18 protein-coding genes are annotated in these 18,276 nt (G+C 54.7%); 10 read left to right on the top strand and 8 right to left on the bottom strand.

Annotation, left to right across the window (positions count from 1 at the left end; all coding sequences use genetic code 11):
- Nucleotides 1-12 precede the first annotated feature (12 nt).
- Both minD and minE read left to right on the top strand, forming a co-directional pair.
- The gene (minD, locus tag N7922_RS10750; RefSeq protein ID WP_263100517.1) at nt 13-825 is read left to right on the top strand and encodes a septum site-determining protein MinD; all 813 of its coding nucleotides are present in this window, start codon (nt 13-15) and stop codon (nt 823-825) included.
- Nucleotides 826-828: 3 nt separating this feature from the next.
- Nucleotides 829-1,095 carry a cell division topological specificity factor MinE gene (gene minE / locus N7922_RS10745; protein ID WP_004384978.1) on the top strand — a complete coding sequence of 89 codons (267 nt, stop codon included), beginning with the start codon at nt 829-831 and terminating at the stop codon, nt 1,093-1,095.
- An 89-nt stretch (nt 1,096-1,184) separates the two neighbouring features.
- On the opposite strand, the gene rnd is transcribed toward minE, so the two are convergent.
- The 5 genes from rnd to N7922_RS10720 form a co-directional block, all read right to left on the bottom strand.
- A complete protein-coding gene (gene rnd / locus N7922_RS10740) occupies nt 1,185-2,312 on the bottom strand; it encodes a ribonuclease D (RefSeq protein ID WP_263100516.1) in 1,128 nt (375 codons plus the stop codon).
- A gap of 71 nt (nt 2,313-2,383) precedes the next feature.
- Nucleotides 2,384-4,069 (bottom strand): long-chain-fatty-acid--CoA ligase FadD, encoded by a 1,686-nt coding sequence (fadD, locus tag N7922_RS10735; protein ID WP_263100515.1) that lies wholly within the window; start codon nt 4,067-4,069, stop codon nt 2,384-2,386.
- A 205-nt stretch (nt 4,070-4,274) separates the two neighbouring features.
- The gene (locus tag N7922_RS10730) at nt 4,275-4,868 is read right to left on the bottom strand and encodes a Slp family lipoprotein (protein ID WP_263100514.1); all 594 of its coding nucleotides are present in this window, start codon (nt 4,866-4,868) and stop codon (nt 4,275-4,277) included.
- 36 nt (nt 4,869-4,904) lie between these two features.
- The gene (tsaB, locus tag N7922_RS10725; RefSeq protein WP_263100513.1) at nt 4,905-5,600 is read right to left on the bottom strand and encodes a tRNA (adenosine(37)-N6)-threonylcarbamoyltransferase complex dimerization subunit type 1 TsaB; all 696 of its coding nucleotides are present in this window, start codon (nt 5,598-5,600) and stop codon (nt 4,905-4,907) included.
- 58 nt (nt 5,601-5,658) lie between these two features.
- Nucleotides 5,659-7,569 (bottom strand): ATP-dependent DNA helicase, encoded by a 1,911-nt coding sequence (locus N7922_RS10720; RefSeq protein WP_263100512.1) that lies wholly within the window; start codon nt 7,567-7,569, stop codon nt 5,659-5,661.
- A 112-nt stretch (nt 7,570-7,681) separates the two neighbouring features.
- Here N7922_RS10720 and N7922_RS10715 point away from each other — a divergent pair, with 112 nt between their 5' ends.
- Nucleotides 7,682-8,026: a RidA family protein gene (locus N7922_RS10715; protein WP_263100511.1), complete on the top strand. Its 345-nt coding sequence runs from the start codon at nt 7,682-7,684 to the stop codon at nt 8,024-8,026.
- Here the strand turns inward: N7922_RS10715 and N7922_RS10710 are convergent, their stop codons facing one another.
- Nucleotides 8,027-8,206 (bottom strand): YoaH family protein, encoded by a 180-nt coding sequence (locus tag N7922_RS10710; RefSeq protein ID WP_061496578.1) that lies wholly within the window; start codon nt 8,204-8,206, stop codon nt 8,027-8,029.
- Between the two features lie 84 nt (nt 8,207-8,290).
- Here N7922_RS10710 and pabB point away from each other — a divergent pair, with 84 nt between their 5' ends.
- From pabB to N7922_RS10690, 4 genes are all read left to right on the top strand, one after another.
- The gene (gene pabB / locus N7922_RS10705) at nt 8,291-9,643 is read left to right on the top strand and encodes an aminodeoxychorismate synthase component 1 (RefSeq protein WP_263100510.1); all 1,353 of its coding nucleotides are present in this window, start codon (nt 8,291-8,293) and stop codon (nt 9,641-9,643) included.
- 3 nt (nt 9,644-9,646) lie between these two features.
- Nucleotides 9,647-10,225, top strand: coding sequence for a CoA pyrophosphatase (locus N7922_RS10700; RefSeq protein ID WP_263100509.1), 579 nt, complete (start codon nt 9,647-9,649; stop codon nt 10,223-10,225).
- 185 nt (nt 10,226-10,410) lie between these two features.
- Nucleotides 10,411-11,775 carry an L-serine ammonia-lyase gene (gene sdaA, locus N7922_RS10695; protein ID WP_263100508.1) on the top strand — a complete coding sequence of 455 codons (1,365 nt, stop codon included), beginning with the start codon at nt 10,411-10,413 and terminating at the stop codon, nt 11,773-11,775.
- A 165-nt stretch (nt 11,776-11,940) separates the two neighbouring features.
- Nucleotides 11,941-13,536 carry an EAL domain-containing protein gene (locus N7922_RS10690; protein WP_263100507.1) on the top strand — a complete coding sequence of 532 codons (1,596 nt, stop codon included), beginning with the start codon at nt 11,941-11,943 and terminating at the stop codon, nt 13,534-13,536.
- 3 nt (nt 13,537-13,539) lie between these two features.
- Here the strand turns inward: N7922_RS10690 and yoaE are convergent, their stop codons facing one another.
- Both yoaE and N7922_RS25310 read right to left on the bottom strand, forming a co-directional pair.
- Entirely contained in the window at nt 13,540-15,102 is a 1,563-nt protein-coding gene (gene yoaE, locus N7922_RS10685) for a CNNM family cation transport protein YoaE (protein ID WP_263100506.1), read from the bottom strand.
- On the bottom strand, nt 15,090-15,203 hold the full coding sequence (locus N7922_RS25310; RefSeq protein WP_411554264.1) for a hypothetical protein: 114 nt from the start codon (nt 15,201-15,203) through the stop codon (nt 15,090-15,092). The genes yoaE and N7922_RS25310 overlap by 13 nt, the downstream gene beginning before the upstream one ends.
- A 352-nt stretch (nt 15,204-15,555) precedes the next feature.
- Here N7922_RS25310 and manX point away from each other — a divergent pair, with 352 nt between their 5' ends.
- From manX to N7922_RS10670, 3 genes are all read left to right on the top strand, one after another.
- Nucleotides 15,556-16,521: a PTS mannose transporter subunit IIAB gene (manX, locus tag N7922_RS10680; RefSeq protein ID WP_263100505.1), complete on the top strand. Its 966-nt coding sequence runs from the start codon at nt 15,556-15,558 to the stop codon at nt 16,519-16,521.
- A 63-nt stretch (nt 16,522-16,584) separates the two neighbouring features.
- Nucleotides 16,585-17,385 (top strand): PTS mannose/fructose/sorbose transporter subunit IIC, encoded by an 801-nt coding sequence (locus tag N7922_RS10675; RefSeq protein ID WP_263100504.1) that lies wholly within the window; start codon nt 16,585-16,587, stop codon nt 17,383-17,385.
- Nucleotides 17,386-17,397: 12 nt separating this feature from the next.
- Complete coding sequence (locus N7922_RS10670) at nt 17,398-18,249, top strand: PTS mannose transporter subunit IID (protein WP_263100503.1); 852 nt, start codon at nt 17,398-17,400, stop codon at nt 18,247-18,249.
- Nucleotides 18,250-18,276: the final 27 nt, after the last annotated feature.

Raw genomic sequence — 18,276 nt, 5'->3', positions numbered from 1 at the left:
CAAGGAACTCCTATGGCACGCATTATTGTTGTTACTTCGGGTAAAGGGGGCGTTGGCAAGACCACCTCCAGCGCGGCCATCGCTACTGGTTTAGCCCAGAAGGGCAAGAAAACCGTCGTTATCGATTTCGATATTGGGCTGCGCAACCTGGATCTCATCATGGGCTGCGAACGCCGCGTCGTGTACGATTTCGTCAACGTTATCCAGGGTGATGCAACGCTGAACCAGGCGTTGATCAAAGATAAACGCACCGAAAATCTCTATATTCTTCCGGCATCGCAGACCCGCGATAAAGACGCGCTGACCCGTGAAGGCGTGGCGCAGGTGCTCGAAGATCTGAAGAAAATGGATTTCGATTTCATTGTCTGCGACTCCCCTGCGGGTATCGAAACCGGCGCGCTGATGGCGCTCTATTTCGCCGATGAAGCCATTATCACCACCAACCCGGAAGTGTCGTCAGTGCGTGACTCTGACCGCATTCTCGGTATTCTTGCGTCGAAATCACGCCGCGCCGAAAATGGTGAAGAACCGATTAAAGAGCACCTGCTGTTGACCCGTTACAACCCGGGGCGGGTTAACCGCGGCGACATGCTGAGCATGGAAGATGTGCTGGAAATTCTGCGAATCAAACTGGTTGGCGTGATCCCGGAAGATCAGTCCGTGTTACGCGCGTCAAACCAGGGTGAGCCGGTTATCCTGGATGTCAACGCAGACGCGGGTAAAGCCTATGCCGATGCCGTGGAACGTCTGTTAGGAGAAGATCGTCCTTTCCGCTTCATTGAAGAAGAGAAGAAAGGTTTCCTCAAACGCTTGTTCGGAGGATAAGTTATGGCATTACTTGACTTTTTTCTCTCCAGAAAAAAGAACACTGCCAGCATTGCTAAAGAACGCCTGCAAATTATTGTTGCAGAACGTCGCCGCAGCGACGCTGAACCCCATTATTTACCGCAGCTTAAGCGGGATATTCTGGAAGTGATTTGTAAGTATGTACAAATCGATCCAGAGATGGTGACGGTTCAACTGGAACAAAAAGGGGACGATATTTCCATTCTGGAACTTAACGTTACCCTGCCGGAAGCAGAAGAAACGAAATAAATAACGTTTCGCGCAGGCATTAAAAAAAGGCAGATAATTTCTGCCTTTTTTGTTTATTACACGGAATACCCTGTAATTATTTACAGTTATTATCGTGGATATTCATCCAGTAATTTTTTCAGCTGATCGGCCATCATTTCTCCCCGCCAACCGCTAATTAATTCCGGTGCGGTTGTCTGCGGTTTCAATTTCCAGTGCCAATTCAACAACTGATTAATCTGCCGGCGTGAAGCCAGCAGCTCAACGCTCACTTTCTCGCTTTCACCAATGGTTTGCACCAGCGCTTTAATGGCCTTGAATGCCTTGCGATAACCCGGCATATCCATCAGATTCAGTAGCGGTTCCGGCAACGCCTCTTCCGGTAGCGCCTGAGCCTGCGCAACCAGCGCCAGCAGCGTTTTGCCATGGAAACGAATTTCACTGCCGGAGAGACCGATGCTGTCCAGTTCGCCCATGCTGGCAGGCATGTAGCGCGCGACCGCCCACAGGTTCTCTTCCCGAACGACAAAATTCACCGCCAGATCACGCTCGCGCGCCTTACGCAACCGCCAGTCCGCAAGCAAGCGCAGGCAGGCAAGCTGACGCGTACGCAACTGCCAGGCGTTGGTGATATCGCGCCATGCCTCTTCCGGTGCCAGCACTTCCTGGCGACGCTGCATCATCAAGCGACATTCGTCCAGCGCGGCGTCCAGTCGACCGGCCTGTTCCGTTTCCGCCAGCAGCTTGCCGGCAATTGGCAGTAGATACCACACGTCTGCGGCGGCATAGTCGCACTGACGTTCCGTCAGCGGGCGCGCCAGCCAGTCGGTACGTGACTCGCTCTTATCGATAACCAGTCCGGTGAACTCCTCCACCATGGCGGCAAAGCCCCATGAAAGCGGACGACCGCAGAATGCAGCGAGAATTTGGGTATCGATCATCGGTTGCGGCTGTACGCCGAACGCGTTCAGGAAAACCTCCAGATCTTCGCTCCCCGCATGCAGGTATTTGGTCACCTGCGTATTGATCAACAGGTTGCGAAACGGCGTCCAGTCGGTAATAGACAGCGGATCAATCAGCGCCACATGCTCACCGTCATAGAGCTGAATCAGCCCCAGTTGCGGGTAGTAAGTACGGGTGCGGACAAATTCGGTATCCAGGGCAATGGCCGGAAACGCACTGGCGGCTTCACACAACGCCGCCAGTGCGTCGTTCGTCGTGATCATCTGGTAATTCAAATCATTATCTCTTTAGTTTGCACCCATAAAAAACGCCGGCTTAACCGGCGTTCGGGCGATTAATGCATAGCTCAGGCTTTATTGTCCACTTTGCCACGCGCTTCGTCACGTAATTCTCGTCGTAAAATCTTACCGACGTTCGATTTTGGCAATTCACTGCGGAATTCCACCAGCTTCGGCACCTTATAGCCCGTCAGTTGGCGGCGGCAGAACGCAATCAGCGCATCTTCCGTCAGGCTGTCCTCTTTTTTGACGACGAAGATCTTCACCGCTTCACCGCTGTTTTCAGACGGGACGCCCACGGCAGCCACTTCCCGCACCCCGGCATGCTGCATCACAACGTCTTCAATCTCGTTCGGGTAGACATTAAAACCCGAGACCAGAATCATGTCCTTTTTGCGATCGACAATACGCAGGAAACCTTCGTCGTCCATCACGGCAATGTCACCGGTGTAGAGCCAGCCGTCACGCAGAATTTCATCCGTCGCATCCGGTCGCTGCCAGTAACCCAGCATCACCTGCGGCCCTTTCACACACAGCTCCCCGGGTTCGCCCGGCGCGACTTCATTCCCCTCATCATCCACCAGTTTGGCCTCGGTGGACGGCACTGGCAGACCAATGCTGCCACTGTGATAATCGATGTCGTGCGGGTTTACACTCACCAGCGGCGAGCATTCAGTCAGGCCATAACCTTCCAACAAATACTGCCCGGTCAGCTTGACCCAGCGATCCGCCACCGCTTGCTGCACCGGCATCCCCCCGCCTGCGGACAAGTGCAGCGAGGAGAAATCCAGTTTGCGAAACTCGTCATTATTCAGCAGCGCGTTAAACAGCGTATTTACCCCGGTCATCGAGGTGAACGGGTATTTCGCCAGCTCTTTAACCAGCCCCGGGATATCACGTGGGTTGGTGATCAGCAGGTTTTGCCCGCCCAGTTCAATAAACAGCAGGCAGTTCATGGTCAGCGCAAAAATGTGATACAGCGGAAGCGCCGTCACTACCAGCTCTTTGCCGCGGTGCAACAACGGTCCATATGTCGCATTCACCTGCTCCAGGTTCGCCAGCATGTTGCGATGAGTCAGCATCGCCCCTTTCGCTACCCCGGTGGTTCCGCCAGTGTATTGCAGGAAGGCGAGATCGTCCGCAATCACCTCAGGTTTGACGTACTGCATGCGATAACCGCTTTGCAACGCGCGGCGGAATGAAATGGCATCCGGAAGATGGTATTTCGGCACCAGACGCTTAACGTATTTGACGACAAAGTTCACCAGCGTGCCTTTTGCCGACGACAGTTGATCGCCCATGCGAGTCAGGATCACATGGCGCACCTGGGTTTTATCAACCACTTTCTCCAGGGTGTGGGCGAAGTTCGAGACAATCACAATCGCGGACGCGCCGCTGTCATTCAGTTGGTGCTCCAGCTCGCGCGGGGTATACAGGGGGTTGACGTTCACCACAATCATCCCGGCACGCAAAATACCAAATAACGCGACCGGATATTGCAGCAGGTTTGGCATCATCAACGCGACGCGATCGCCTTTTTTCAGCCCCAGACCTTGCTGAAGATAGGCGGCGAATGCCCGGCTGCGCTCTTCCAGCTTCCGGTATGTCATCACCTCGCCCATATTGATAAACGCGGGTTGATCGGCATAACGTGCTGTGGAGTGTTCGAATAATTCAACCAGGGATTGATAACGGTCGGGATTGATCTCCGCAGGAACATCTGCGGGATAACGGTTAAGCCAAACCTTCTTCAATGCATCACCTCTGAAATGAGTATTTTTGGTCATCACAACCCCAGTTAATAAACAAGCCGTTAACATAATATTAACTCAGCGTACCAGTTTATTAATTAAGCGAGCCGAAGGTTGCGAAGCGCGTCACTAATTATTTTTCTTATAAACCGCTATAGACAGAAACAGCGGCCAGGCCGCTGTCTCTTTCTCTTGTTATAACAAGGAATTACTCTGTCACGACAGTCTCAACACGGGCAGGCTCAGGCGGATACCAGCCCCAACCCCCTAACCCGGAGTGCCAGTGGCGTGGCCCTGGCCCCGGTCCCCAAAACCAGGGGTCGACAGGCTGCGGCGCCATCACTACCTGTTGGGTCAAACGCCAGCGTTTGTAGCCGTTGGCCTGCATCACCATATATTTATAGGGCGCGTCGCCCACTTTCCCTTCTTCGGTACCGGTGATAGGACCGACGACGGTGACTAACTGATTGCGGAAGTCGACAGGATCAAGAAAGCCGTTCACGTCTGCATAAATACGACCAACCGAAGGCTCGCCCAGCACCGGGCGCGCGCCGCTATCCAGCGGTACAGCGGCGATTTCCAGCCGGGTTTTCCCTTGCTGGTTCTTAATATCAACAACCTTACCGCCAAAACGTCCTTCCTGACCGACATACAGCGTGGGCGCATTCATTACCCGCACCAAATCTTCTTGCGGCGTTGGACTGGTTCCTTTAATCGCGTCAGGCACAGAAACACAACCGCTTAACACTGCCGTTGCCAGACCGGCCAGCAACCAGCGCATACCTCTTTTTTGACCCGCCATGATGCGACTCCTCAACTCAGTTTGTACTACTGAGATTCATTCCCGGCCCGGAAGTTTCTTCCATGCCACTTCGTTACGCAAATAAACAGGTTCGGCATGCTCAACGGCAACCGTGTGTTGCTCAGTAAACAAGCGACGGGCAATTGGCAGCATATCTTCGGCGGCTGGCAGCGTGGTTTCACCCTCGATGAGCGACAGCGCACACGTACTGGCCATCTCCGGCCAGGCTGCCCAGCCAGTGCCCACCGTGGCCCACTGCCCATCAAGCTGTTGCAGACGCGCCATCACAGCTTGCGGATTGAGCACAGCTTCGCTCTCTTCCCCCTGCCAGACGCCCTGCTCATCACGCTGATACTCAGCCCAGTAAACTTCCCCCATGCGCGCGTCGATGGCTGCCAGCACGCGGGTTGCGCCGGTTTTTCGCCATGCGCCTTCCGCCATGGTCGCCAGCGTTGAAACGCCAATCATCGGCAGTTCTGCGCCCAATGCCAGCCCTTGCGCAATACCAATGCCAATGCGTACGCCGGTAAAGCTGCCTGGCCCGCGGCCAAACGCCAGCGCATCGAGTTGCGTGAGGGATATTTTTGCATCGTGCAGGACATCCTGAACCAGCGGCAGGATGCGTTGAGTATGTTCGCGAGGGCAAAGTTCGAAGTGCGCGAAGGTCGTACCATCGTTCCACAGCGCGACAGAACACGCTTCCGTGGCGGTATCAATAGCCAGAATTCGCATGGGTATAACAGTCCACTATCAACAAAATGGCGCGCATCTTACCACAGTCCGCAGCAAATTACTGCGCCGGTGGCGATGCGAGGAATTCGACTGCGCGGCGAATGTCCCGGGTGCGGGGCGCGGGCGGAAGACTCGACAAGAACACCGCACCATAGGGGCGCATCACCAGCCGGTTATCACAAATCACCAGCACGCCGCGATCGTCCACATCGCGGATCAGTCGCCCGACGCCTTGTTTCAGCGTAATTACGGCATCCGGTAACTGCACTTCGTCAAAGGGATCGCCGCCGCGCAGGCGACAATCTTCCATGCGCGCTTTCAGCAGAGGATCTTCTGGCGAGGTAAACGGCAGTTTGTCGATGATCACCAAAGACAAGGTATCGCCGCGCACGTCCACCCCTTCCCAGAAACTGCTGGTCGCCACTAAGAGTGCGTTGCCGGCACTGACGAACTCTTGCAATAACCGGCCTTTACTGGTTTCACCCTGCAACAGGACGGGCAAGGTCATGGTGGCGCGGAACTGTTCCGCAAGATCGCGCATCATGGCGTGCGAGGTACAGAGCATAAAGCAGCGGCCATTGTTTGCTTCAATCATTGGCCGCAACATGGCGGCAAGCTGGCGCGCAGCACCAGGTTGATTGGTCTGCGGCAAATTGCGCGGGACGCACAATAACGCCTGACGCTGATAATCAAAAGGGCTTGCCAACAGTAACGACTCCGCACCTTCAATACCCAACCGCGCTGTAAAGTGATGCAAATCGTCATTCACCGACAGCGTCGCAGAGGTAAAAATCCAGCTACCTTTTTTCTGCGCCATAACTTCGGTAAATTTATCCGACACCGTCAGCGGCGTGAGCGCCAGCGTAAAATGGCGGGATGTGCATTCGTACCAGTAGCTATAACCCGGCTGGTTGATCTCTTTCAGCCGTTTCAGGCGCGCGCGATAGAGCGTAGCGCGTTCAAAAGCGGCATCCAGCAACGCGGAACGCCCAAGGGAGAGTTTTGCCACGTCGTAACACAGCTCAAGCGCATCATCGAGCAGTAACAACGCGCGCTGAATGTTCGCATCCGCCAGCAGTTCGCGCAGATTGCCGCGATAACCCGGTTCCCCCAGTTGCAGGCGGAAGTCCTGCGCGCTCTGCGCCAGCCGGTCGGCGCACTTCTGCAACTGAGCGGTATCTTTCAGTTCAGTCCGGTAAGCGATGGTGAAATCTTTCGCCAGATCCTGTAGCTGGCGGCTGGAGAGCGACTGACCAAAATACTGGCTGGCAATATCCGGAAGCTGATGCGCTTCATCAAATATCATCACCTCAGCCTCCGGAATAAGTTCACCGAAGCCGCTCTCTTTCACCACCATATCGGCGAGAAACAGATGGTGGTTGACCACCACCACATCGGCATCCATCGCTTTTTTGCGCGCTTTCACCACAAAACAGTCTTTATACATCGGGCAATCGCTGCCAAGACAGTTGTCATTGGTGCTGGTGACCAGCGGCCAGGCTTGCGAATCTTCCGCCACGCTGACACAGGTGCTGATGTCACCATCGGTCGTTTGGTTCGACCATGAACGCAGCAGAATCACGTCGCTGAGTGTCTGTACCGGCAGATCGCCGCCCGCCAGCGCTTGCTGCTCAAGACGCTCAATGCACAAATAGTTGGAACGGCCTTTCAGCAGCGCGGTGCGCCCGGTAAACGCCAGCGCTTTAGCAACGGTGGGTAAATCACGGCTGTAGAGCTGATCCTGCAATGCTTTTGAGCCGGTGGAGATGATCACTTTTTTCCCCGAGCGTAGCGCCGGGGCCAGGTAGGCGTAGGTTTTTCCGGTGCCGGTTCCGGCTTCGACCACCAGCGGTTGGGTATGGCGAATCGCCTCTGTCACCGCGTGCGCCATCTGGCGCTGTGGCTCGCGCGGTTTAAATCCCGGAATCGCTTTGGCCAGTTGGCCGTCTGTTGCAAAATCGTCCGTCACACTACCCCCTGGTTAAATCGACAGTGATTATGTCAGGGTGTGCGGATTTACGCCAGCCAGGTTTATGTGGCACTCTTGCCTGCCCGCTATGGAGAATAAGAAGGAAAAGGTTATGACAATTGTGCGAATTGACGCAGCAGCCCGCTGGTCAGATGCGGTGATCCACAATCAGACGCTGTACTACACCGGCGTGCCGGAGAACCTGGACGCCGATGCGTTTGAGCAAACCGCCAACACACTGGCGCAAATCGACGCGGTGCTGGCAAAACAAGGTAGCGATAAAACGCGTATCCTCGACGCGACCCTTTTTCTTGCCGACAGCAATGATTTCGCCGCGATGAATAAAGCCTGGGATGAGTGGGTTGTGGCAGGCCATGCGCCAGTACGCTGCACCGTGCAAGCGAAACTGATGAACCCTCGCTACAAAGTGGAAATCAAAGTTATCGCCGCAGTGTAGTTACTCGTCTTCGTCTTCGAAGCGCGCCACGATCCGCTCGCCGGTATGGGTGGCGCGCAGCTCTTCTGCAACCTGTGCAATCGCCTGTCCGCTGCTCATGCCGCCGGCCATTAATTCCTGGATGCGTTCCACCGCTTTTTGCTGTTGCTCGTGGCTAAGGGAAGGTAAACCTGCAAACATCGTGAACTCCTGCTAAATTGTTGACGCTAATTATTCCACGCGATCGCGCTATTCACCAGCAAAAACGCACATGAGTCAGGTTCAATGAAGACGTTATCCCCCGCCGTAATCTCTCTGCCGTGGCGCCCCGACGCTGCCGAACACTACTTTGCCCCGCTCAGCCATCAGCCGTGGGCCATGCTGCTGCATTCAGGCCATGCCGATCATCCACACAATCGCTTTGATATTCTGGTGGCCGAACCGTTGACGACGCTCATCACGCGCGGCGAGATCACGACCCTCAACGATACACAAGAATCCAGTGATGATCCGTTGCAGCTGTTACAACACGCCCTCGACGAGTGTGGCTTTCGCAGCGCTTCTGACCCGGAGCTGCCGTTTCAGGGCGGCGCGTTAGGCCTGTTTGGTTATGATTTAGGGCGACGTTTTGAAAAACTCCCCCGGCATGCTGAACAGGATATCGCCCTGCCAGAGATGTCCGTGGGAATTTATGACTGGGCGCTGGTGGTGGATCATCAACGCCAGCGGGTGATACTGCTGAGTCATGGCGATGTCAATGCACGTCTGGCCTGGCTGAACGCGCAAACCGCGCCGCAGCGGGAGGATTTCCGCTTAACCTCAGCCTGGCAGGCGAACATGAGCCGGGAGGAGTACGGGGAAAAATTCCGCCAGGTACACGCCTGGTTGCACAGCGGCGACTGTTACCAGGTCAATCTCGCGCAGCGTTTTCAGGCGCATTATCAAGGAGATGAGTGGCTGGCCTTTTGCCGCTTAAACCGTGAAAACCGCGCCCCGTTCAGCGCATTCCTGCGCTTGCAGCAGGGGGCAATACTCAGTCTCTCACCGGAGCGCTTTATCCGCCTCGAGGGTGACAATATCGAAACACGGCCGATCAAAGGTACTCTTCCACGGCTTGCCGACCCGCAGGCTGATGCGGAACAGGCGAAGAAACTGGCGTCGTCGGCAAAAGATCGCGCTGAAAACCTGATGATTGTCGATTTGATGCGTAATGATATTGGCCGCGTGGCGCTACCGGGTTCGGTGCGGGTGCCGGAACTGTTCGTGGTTGAGCCATTTCCTGCCGTCCATCACCTGGTCAGTACCGTTACGGCAACACTCCCGGCCGGTCGGCAAGCCTGCGATCTGTTACGTGCAGCCTTCCCCGGCGGTTCGATTACGGGGGCGCCCAAAGTCCGCGCGATGGAAATTATTGATCAACTGGAGCCGCAGCGTCGCAATGCCTGGTGCGGCAGCATTGGCTATATCAGCGTTTGCGGCAACATGGACACCAGCATCACGATCCGCACGCTGACCGCCTGCGACGGGCAGATTTACTGTTCCGCGGGCGGTGGCATTGTCGCTGATAGTCAGGAAGAGGCGGAATATCAGGAAACCTTTGATAAAGTTAATCGTATTCTGCGGCAACTGGAGAAATGATTCGTGGAACAACCGGCGTTAACCCTGGAAGATTTTTTATCGCGCTTTCAACTTTTACGGCCACAGCTTAGCCCGCAAACCATTCACTCGCGCCAGGCGGCAGTGCTGGTGCCTATCGTGCGGCGCGAACAGCCGGGTTTGCTGTTAACGCAACGCTCCCCACTGCTGCGTAAACATGCAGGTCAGGTCGCCTTTCCCGGCGGCGCGGTCGATAGTAGTGACGCCTCATTAATTGCTGCGGCGCTGCGAGAAGCGCAGGAAGAGGTCGCCATTCCTCCCGATGCTGTAGAGGTGATCGGCGTGCTGCCGCCGGTGGATAGCGTCACCGGTTTTCAGGTCACGCCAGTGGTTGGCGTTATTCCGCCGGATTTGCACTACCACGCCAGTGAAGATGAAGTCTCCGCCGTGTTTGAAATGCCGCTGGCGGAGGCGCTGCGTCTGGGCCGTTATCATCCGCTGGATGTGCATCGTCACGGCAACGCGCATCGCGTGTGGTTATCCTGGTATCAGCATTATTTTGTTTGGGGCATGACGGCGGGCATTATTCGTGCGCTGGCGCTGCAGATCGGGCGCAAGCCATAGACTATACTTTGCACAACGCCTCTTTTTGACAGACTGAGATCAACTTCGCGTTATTAGTTTAATCAGGGTTACGCATTAGTTTAATTCATGTGAATAGTTAAGCTGACAGTGACCTTCCCTCTTACACTATGCGCAGTTATTACATCGTTACTGGAACCCCCGGTAACCCTGTCAGGAGTGTTAATGTGATTAGTATATTCGACATGTTTAAGGTGGGGATTGGTCCCTCATCTTCCCACACTGTTGGCCCGATGAAGGCCGGTAAGCAGTTCGTCGATGACCTGGTCGAAAAAGGATTGCTGGACGATGTCACCCGCGTAGTGGTGGACGTTTACGGCTCACTGTCCCTTACCGGGAAAGGCCACCATACCGATATCGCCATTATTATGGGGCTGGCGGGGAACGAGCCCGCTACTGTGGATATCGACACCATTCCCGCCTTCATTCGCGATGTAGAAACCCGGGGTCGCCTGCTGCTGGCGCAGGGTCGCCATGAAGTGGATTTCCCGCAGAATGATGGCATGCGCTTTCATAGCGACAACCTGTCGTTGCACGAAAACGGCATGCGCATTACCGCCTTAAACGGCGATCGAGTAACGTACAGCAAAACCTATTACTCCATCGGCGGCGGCTTTATCGTCGACGAAGAGCATTTCGGCAAAGAAACCCTCGATACCATCAGCGTTCCCTATCCGTTCAATTCTGCGACGCAAATGCTGGAATATTGCAAAGAGACCGGCCTGTCGCTTTCCGGCATGGTGATGCAAAACGAGCTGGCGCTGCACAGCAAAAAAGAGATCGAAGAGTATTTTGCGCATGTATGGGCTACCATGCGCGCCTGTATCGATCGCGGTATGAATACCGAAGGCGTACTGCCTGGGCCGCTGCGTGTTCCACGCCGTGCTTCTGCACTGCGTCGTATGTTGGTGTCGAGTGACAAGCTCTCCAACGATCCGATGAATGTGGTCGACTGGGTGAACATGTTCGCGCTGGCGGTCAACGAAGAGAACGCCGCAGGTGGCCGCGTTGTTACCGCACCGACCAACGGCGCATGCGGCATCGTTCCGGCGGTGCTGGCGTATTACGATCACTTTATCGAGTCTGTCAGCCCGGACATTTATATCCGCTATTTCCTCGCTGCCGGGGCAATTGGTGCACTGTATAAGATGAATGCGTCAATTTCCGGTGCGGAAGTGGGTTGCCAGGGTGAAGTGGGTGTTGCCTGCTCCATGGCAGCCGCAGGGCTTGCCGAACTGCTGGGCGCCAGCCCGGAACAGGTGTGCGTTGCAGCGGAAATCGGCATGGAACATAACCTTGGCTTAACCTGCGACCCGGTTGCAGGCCAGGTTCAGGTACCCTGCATCGAGCGTAACGCAATTGCTTCCGTCAAAGCGATTAACGCCTCGCGCATGGCGATGCGCCGTACCAGCGCGCCGCGTGTGTCTCTCGATAAGGTTATCGAGACCATGTATGAAACAGGCAAAGACATGAACGCCAAATACCGCGAAACGTCCCGCGGCGGGTTAGCCATCAAGGTTCAGTGCGATTAACCATCACGCCCATCAACGCCGTTCAGCCGAACGGCGTTTTTTTTCGCTCTTCTGCCACAGATCGATCATATATCGCCGATATTCTCGTTGTTTATTGGATTCCCCACTACACTTTTAGTGTGCTGGCATGGAACTCAAGCCAGGGATTCCACAGGCGACAATGGCATGCAAACGGCTCAACGGATCATTCAAAGCTACCGACATAAGCGGGCCATTTTTTGCGTGGTCGTGGCCGCCGTCGCCCTGATTTGCACGTTGGCGTTTCGCTTTATTTCGGAGCGGAACATAAATCAGCAACGCATTGTTGCGTATACCAGTCATGCCGTACAGACGCTCGATCGGCTCATACAACCGTTAATCGCCGGGCGTGATGTCGTAACGCCGCTCGTTGGCATGTCCTGCGACGATGCCCATCAGACGTTGCGCAAACAAGCTGCCTCTCTGCAAACCGTTCGCGCCATTGCGCTGATTGAAAACGGCATACTGTACTGCTCCAGTATCTTTGGTCATCGGAATGTGCCAGTTCATCAGTTGCAGCCCTCCTTACCAGCCAGTCAACCGCTGATGGCGCTCTCCACCGATCAATCACTGCTGAAAGATCAACCTATTCTCATTCTCTGGTATCCCACCCGCGAAGATGGACAAAATGGTGTGCTGGAGGTGGTGAATATTGAGTTGTTGAGTAATTTGATGCTCGAACCGCAAGAGCCGTTAATCACGCGTGTCAACCTGAGCGTTAATGGTCGGCATCTGGTGCAAGGTAAAGGTGTGATGGACCAGTTGCCGCCACAGCAGGATGAAAAACACTATCAGCAATCTTCCACACAGTTTCCCTTTGCCATCAGCGTGAGCGGCCCTGGCGCAGAACAACTGGCGCTACAGCATTTGCCTTCCCAATTACCGCTGGCCTTGATGATGAGTTTTTTGACCGGGTTTATTGCCTGGTTTGCGACCGCCAGTCGCATGAGTTTTTCCTGGGAGATCAACCTCGGGTTGGCCGCCCATGAATTTGAGCTGTTTTGCCAGCCAGTGATAAGCGCCAGCAACCTGCAGTGCACCGGGGTGGAAATATTGCTGCGCTGGTATAACCCGCGTCAGGGGTGGATTTCACCGGAAGTGTTTATCCCGATTGCCGAAGATCACCACCTTATCGCCCCGCTCACCCGCTATGTTATTACTGAAACAGCACGCCAACGGGAACTGTTCCCTGACGATCCGCAATTTCATATTGGTATTAACGTCGCACCCAGTCATTTGCGCCATGGCGAGTTATTAAAAGACTTGCACAACCTCTGGTACAACGCGCATCCCACACAGCAGTTAGTGATTGAGCTGACCGAACGCGATGCATTGCTGGATGCGGATTCCCGCATGATGCGCGAACTGCACCGCAAAGGGACAAAGATCGCGATTGACGATTTTGGTACCGGCAACAGCTCTCTGGCCTGGCTGGAGAAACTCCACCCGGACATCCTGAAAATTGATAAATCCTACACCACTGCGATTGGCACCGATGCGGTGAACTCAACGGTCACCGATATGATTATCGCCCTCGGGCAGCGGTTGCATATTGAACTGGTGGCGGAAGGGGTGGAGCAGCCGCAGCAAGCACTCTATTTGCGCCAGCAGGGCGTGCAGTTATTGCAGGGGTTTTTGTTTGCCAGGCCGATGCCGATTAACGACTTTCCAGCCTGGCTGGCGGAAAACAACTCACCGCCGGCCAGGCATAACAGCCACGAGTTACCACTGATACAGGGGTAACAATTACTCTTCTTCGTCGTGATCCACTTGCTCTTTAACAACACGAACCAGATCAACACGGTAGTCGTTGGCTTCGACAACGGTGATATGCAGCGGCGCTATTTCCAGCACCTCGCCAGGCTGAGGGATCTGACCTTTTGCCGAGATGACAAGGCCTGCAACGGTGGCAATGTCTTCATCGTCATTGACCAGACTGTCCAGACCCAGCGTATGTTGCAGCGCATGCAAATCGGTGGTCCCTTTGACCAACCAGCCATCACCATCGGTGATAATCTCCGGCGTTTCATCAGCGTCCGGGAACTCACCGGCGATGGCTTCCAGTACGTCCAGCGGAGTGACCAGCCCCTGCACAACGCCAAACTCGTTAGTCACAATAACAAAGCTGCCGCGTGCGCGGCGCAGAACCGCCAGCAGTTTGATCGGATCCAGCGTTTCCGGCACCACAATTGCAGGTGTGGCCGACGCGATAGCGGCGACATCCGTCCCCTCTTCCAGCGCCACCAGCATCTCTTTGGCGCGCACGATACCGATCACTTCATCCAGTTCACCGCGACAAACCGGGAACAGGCTGTGCGGCGATGACAGCAATTGCTGGCGAATCTGATCGACGCTCAGGTTCGCGTCCACCCAACTGATATCGCCGCGCGGTGTCATGATGCTACGCAGCGAGCGGGAAGCCAGCGTCAGCACGCCGTTGATCATATAGCGTTCTTCTTCCGCGAAAGCGCCTTCAGGCACCGGCACTTGCGCCTGGCTGTCCGCTTCAATCTGCGGATTTGTCTGGCGACGACGACCGCCCATCAGACGCAAAATGGCATCCGCAGTGCGGGCGCGCAGCGGCAGATGCGACTGGTTGCGGATAAAGTTACGGCGCGCAATCTGATTAAAGAACTCAATGATGATGGAGAAACCGATCGCAGCGTAGAGGTAGCCTTTCGGAATATGGAAACCGAAACCTTCCGCCACCAGACTCAAACCGATCATCAGCAGGAAGCTCAGACAGAGCACCACCACGGTTGGATGTTGATTGACGAAACGCGTCAACGGTTTGGATGCCAGCAACATCACGGCCATGGCGATAACCACCGCCGCCATCATCACCGGTAAGTGGTTCACCATGCCCACAGCGGTGATCACCGCATCGAGGGAAAACACGGCGTCCAGAATAACGATTTGCACCACCACTACCCAGAAGCTGGCGTAGCCTTTTCCGTGCCCGCTATCGTGCTCGCGGTTTTCCAGCCGCTCGTGCAGTTCGGTTGTTGCTTTGAACAACAGAAAGACACCCCCAAACAGCATGATCAAATCACGACCGGAGAAGGTGAAATCCCAAACGGAAAACAGCGGTTTTGTCAGCGTCACCATCCACGAGATCAGCGATAGCAGTCCTAATCGCATCACCAGCGCCAGCGATAAACCAATCAAACGCGCTTTATCGCGCTGCTTTGGCGGCAGTTTATCGGCGAGGATGGCAATAAATACCAGGTTATCGATACCCAGTACGATTTCCAGAACAACCAGTGTCAACAATCCCGCCCAGATAGAGGGATCCATCAGGAATTCCATAACAAGCTCCAGCTTAAGGAATGGCTAAACGGCGTGCGGAAACGCACAGGCGTGATGACATCGAACGTATTTGGGAAATGGCGGAAAACGCCGGAATGCATGGCACGGGAAGGCCAAAAGGTGAACTGACGTCGGTGACGGTCCATACGGCGGGCTGCTGCCCTTTACTCCTGACAAATTAAACGGAGGATAAACATAACAGACAGACTTTACATTTTGCAAAGATTTACCAGACTTTGCAGTTTATGGGGATATTTCGCGGTTCGAAATTTCCAAAACAGTAAACCTAAATTACGGATCTTCATCACATAAATTATTTTTTCGCTCTCTAAAATAATTCTCGAAAGTCATAGGTATTCTCTTAAACCCTTATCTGAATCGATTCGGTCCGTCAGGCCGATTCACAATACATCGAGTCGCGATGTGTTTACGACAAGAAGAAGGAGGTAGCAAGTGACCATTGCTATTGTACTAGGCACACATGGTTGGGCTGCAGAACAGCTGCTCAAAACCGCCGAGATGCTGCTGGGCGAGCAGGAGAACGTCGGTTGGATTGATTTCGTTCCCGGGGAAAATGCGGAAACGTTAATCGAAAAATACAACGCGCAACTGGAGAAACTGGAAACCAGCAAGGGCGTGCTATTTCTCGTTGATACATGGGGCGGCAGCCCGTTTAATGCTGCCAGCCGCATTGTCGTCGATAAAGAGCATTATGAAGTGATTGCCGGCGTCAATATTCCCATGCTGGTAGAGACACTGATGGCCAGGGATGATAACCCCACCTTCGACGAGCTGGTGGCGCTGGCGGTTGAAACCGGACGCGAAGGCGTGAAAGCGCTGAAGGCGCAACCGGTGGAAAAACCCGCTCCAGCCCCTGCCCCGGCAGCAAAAGCCGCAGCTCCCGCAAGACCGATGGGGCCAAATGACTACATGATGATTGGCCTCGCGCGTATCGATGACCGTCTTATCCATGGTCAGGTGGCAACACGCTGGACCAAAGAGACAAACGTGACACGCATTATCGTCGTGAGCGACGAAGTGGCGGCGGACAACGTGCGTAAAACACTCCTGACGCAGGTAGCGCCTCCGGGCGTGACGGCGCATGTGGTGGATGTGGCGAAAATGGGCCGCGTCTACAACAACCCAAAATACGCGGGTGAGCGCGTGATGCTGTTGTTCACCAACCCGACCGATGTGCTGCGCGTCGTTGAAGATGGAGTCAAAATTACCTCCGTCAACATCGGTGGCATGGCGTATCGTCAGGGAAAAACCCAGGTGAACAACGCCGTTTCGGTGGACGAAAAAGATATCGCTGCGTTTAAGAAACTGAATGAACGCGGTATTGAGCTGGAAGTCCGTAAAGTTTCAAACGACCCGAAACTGAAAATGATGGATTTGATCAGCAAAGTGGCGAAATAACCGCGGCGGCCTGATTGACTCAGTTTTCACACTTACGTCTGATTTAGCTATAGGAGAAGTACAATGGAGATTACCACTCTTCAGATTGTGCTGGTGTTCGTTGTCGCATGTATTGCCGGTATGGAGTCGATACTCGACGAATTCCAGTTCCACCGTCCGTTGGTGGCATGTACGCTGGTGGGTATCGTCCTCGGTGATATGAAAACCGGTATCATCATCGGCGGTACGCTGGAAATGATCGCACTGGGCTGGATGAATATCGGTGCGGCGGTTGCGCCGGATGCGGCGCTGGCGTCCATTATCTCGACCATTCTGGTTATTGGCGGGCATCAGAGCATCGGCGCGGGTATCGCGCTGGCGATTCCGCTGGCGGCAGCAGGTCAGGTGCTGACTATTATCGTTCGTACCATCACCGTTGGCTTCCAGCATGCTGCGGATAAAGCAGCGGAAACCGGCAACCTGACGGCGCTTTCCTGGATCCACGTTTCATCTCTGTTCCTGCAAGCCATGCGTATCGCCATTCCGGCGGTGATCGTGGCTATCTCTGTCGGAACCAGTGAAGTACAGAGCATGCTGAATGCCATTCCGGAAGTGGTGACCAGCGGTCTGAACATCGCCGGTGGCATGATTGTGGTAGTAGGTTATGCGATGGTCATCAACATGATGCGCGCAGGCTACCTGATGCCGTTCTTCTATCTCGGCTTCGTGACAGCAGCCTTCACCAACTTTAACCTTGTGTCACTGGGGGTAATTGGCACGGTGATGGCGATTCTCTACATTCAGCTTAGCCCGAAATATAACCGCTCTGCAGGCGGTCCTGCTCAGGCGGCTGCATCTAACGATCTCGACAACGAACTGGATTAACAGGTGAGCGACATGGTTGATATGACTAAAGCAACGACTGAGAAAAAACTCACTCCTGGTGATATTCGCGGCGTGTTCATCCGTTCTAACCTGTTCCAGGGTTCATGGAACTTCGAACGTATGCAGGCGCTGGGGTTCTGCTTCTCCATGGTGCCGGCGATTAAACGCCTGTATCCGGAAAATAACGAAGCGCGCCGCCAGGCTATCAAACGTCATCTGGAGTTCTTTAATACCCATCCTTACGTTGCCGCTCCGGTGCTGGGCGTAACGCTGGCGATGGAAGAGCAGCGTGCAAACGGCGCCGAGATCGACGACGGTGCCATTAACGGTATCAAAGTCGGTCTGATGGGACCGTTGGCCGGTGTTGGCGACCCGATTTTCTGGGGGACTGTCCGTCCTGTTTTCGCCGCACTTGGCGCCGGGATCGCAATGAGCGGCAGCCTGCTTGGCCCATTACTGTTCTTTTTCCTGTTTAATATTGTCCGTCTGGCGACGCGCTACTACGGCGTGGCGTATGGCTACCGTAAAGGTATCGATATCGTTAAAGATATGGGCGGGGGTTTTCTGCAGAAACTGACTGAAGGTGCATCTATCCTCGGGCTGTTTGTGATGGGAGCGCTGGTCAACAAATGGACGCATGTGAACATTCCGCTGGTGGTGTCGCAAATCACCGACCAGACGGGTAAAACGAATGTCACCACTGTGCAGACCATTCTTGATCAGTTGATGCCGGGCCTGGTGCCACTGCTGCTGACCTTCGCCTGTATGTGGCTGCTGCGTAAGAAAGTCAACCCACTGTGGATCATTGTTGGGTTCTTTGTCATCGGGATTGTCGGCTACGCCATTGGCTTGCTGGGTCTGTAATTCGCAATGCTGTAACCGGGGGCTTAT

The organism is Kosakonia sp. ML.JS2a (assembly GCF_025642095.1).
Taxonomy (GTDB): Bacteria; Pseudomonadota; Gammaproteobacteria; order Enterobacterales; family Enterobacteriaceae.
Note: the sequence above shows the minus strand (reverse complement) of the source record. Positions and strands in the feature narration are given on the sequence as shown.

What these genes read in the sequence shown, in the direction of transcription:
- minD (WP_263100517.1), top strand. Translation starts at nt 13, where the DNA reads ATGGCACGCATTATTGTTGTTACTTCGGGTAAAGGGGGCGTTGGCAAG.
- minE (WP_004384978.1), top strand. Translation starts at nt 829, where the DNA reads ATGGCATTACTTGACTTTTTTCTCTCCAGAAAAAAGAACACTGCCAGC.
- N7922_RS10730 (WP_263100514.1), bottom strand. Translation starts at nt 4,868, where the DNA reads ATGGCGGGTCAAAAAAGAGGTATGCGCTGGTTGCTGGCCGGTCTGGCA.
- tsaB (WP_263100513.1), bottom strand. Translation starts at nt 5,600, where the DNA reads ATGCGAATTCTGGCTATTGATACCGCCACGGAAGCGTGTTCTGTCGCG.
- N7922_RS10715 (WP_263100511.1), top strand. Translation starts at nt 7,682, where the DNA reads ATGACAATTGTGCGAATTGACGCAGCAGCCCGCTGGTCAGATGCGGTG.
- N7922_RS10710 (WP_061496578.1), bottom strand. Translation starts at nt 8,206, where the DNA reads ATGTTTGCAGGTTTACCTTCCCTTAGCCACGAGCAACAGCAAAAAGCG.
- pabB (WP_263100510.1), top strand. Translation starts at nt 8,291, where the DNA reads ATGAAGACGTTATCCCCCGCCGTAATCTCTCTGCCGTGGCGCCCCGAC.
- N7922_RS10690 (WP_263100507.1), top strand. Translation starts at nt 11,941, where the DNA reads ATGCAAACGGCTCAACGGATCATTCAAAGCTACCGACATAAGCGGGCC.
- yoaE (WP_263100506.1), bottom strand. Translation starts at nt 15,102, where the DNA reads ATGGAATTCCTGATGGATCCCTCTATCTGGGCGGGATTGTTGACACTG.
- N7922_RS25310 (WP_411554264.1), bottom strand. Translation starts at nt 15,203, where the DNA reads ATGCATTCCGGCGTTTTCCGCCATTTCCCAAATACGTTCGATGTCATC.
- N7922_RS10675 (WP_263100504.1), top strand. Translation starts at nt 16,585, where the DNA reads ATGGAGATTACCACTCTTCAGATTGTGCTGGTGTTCGTTGTCGCATGT.
- N7922_RS10670 (WP_263100503.1), top strand. Translation starts at nt 17,398, where the DNA reads ATGGTTGATATGACTAAAGCAACGACTGAGAAAAAACTCACTCCTGGT.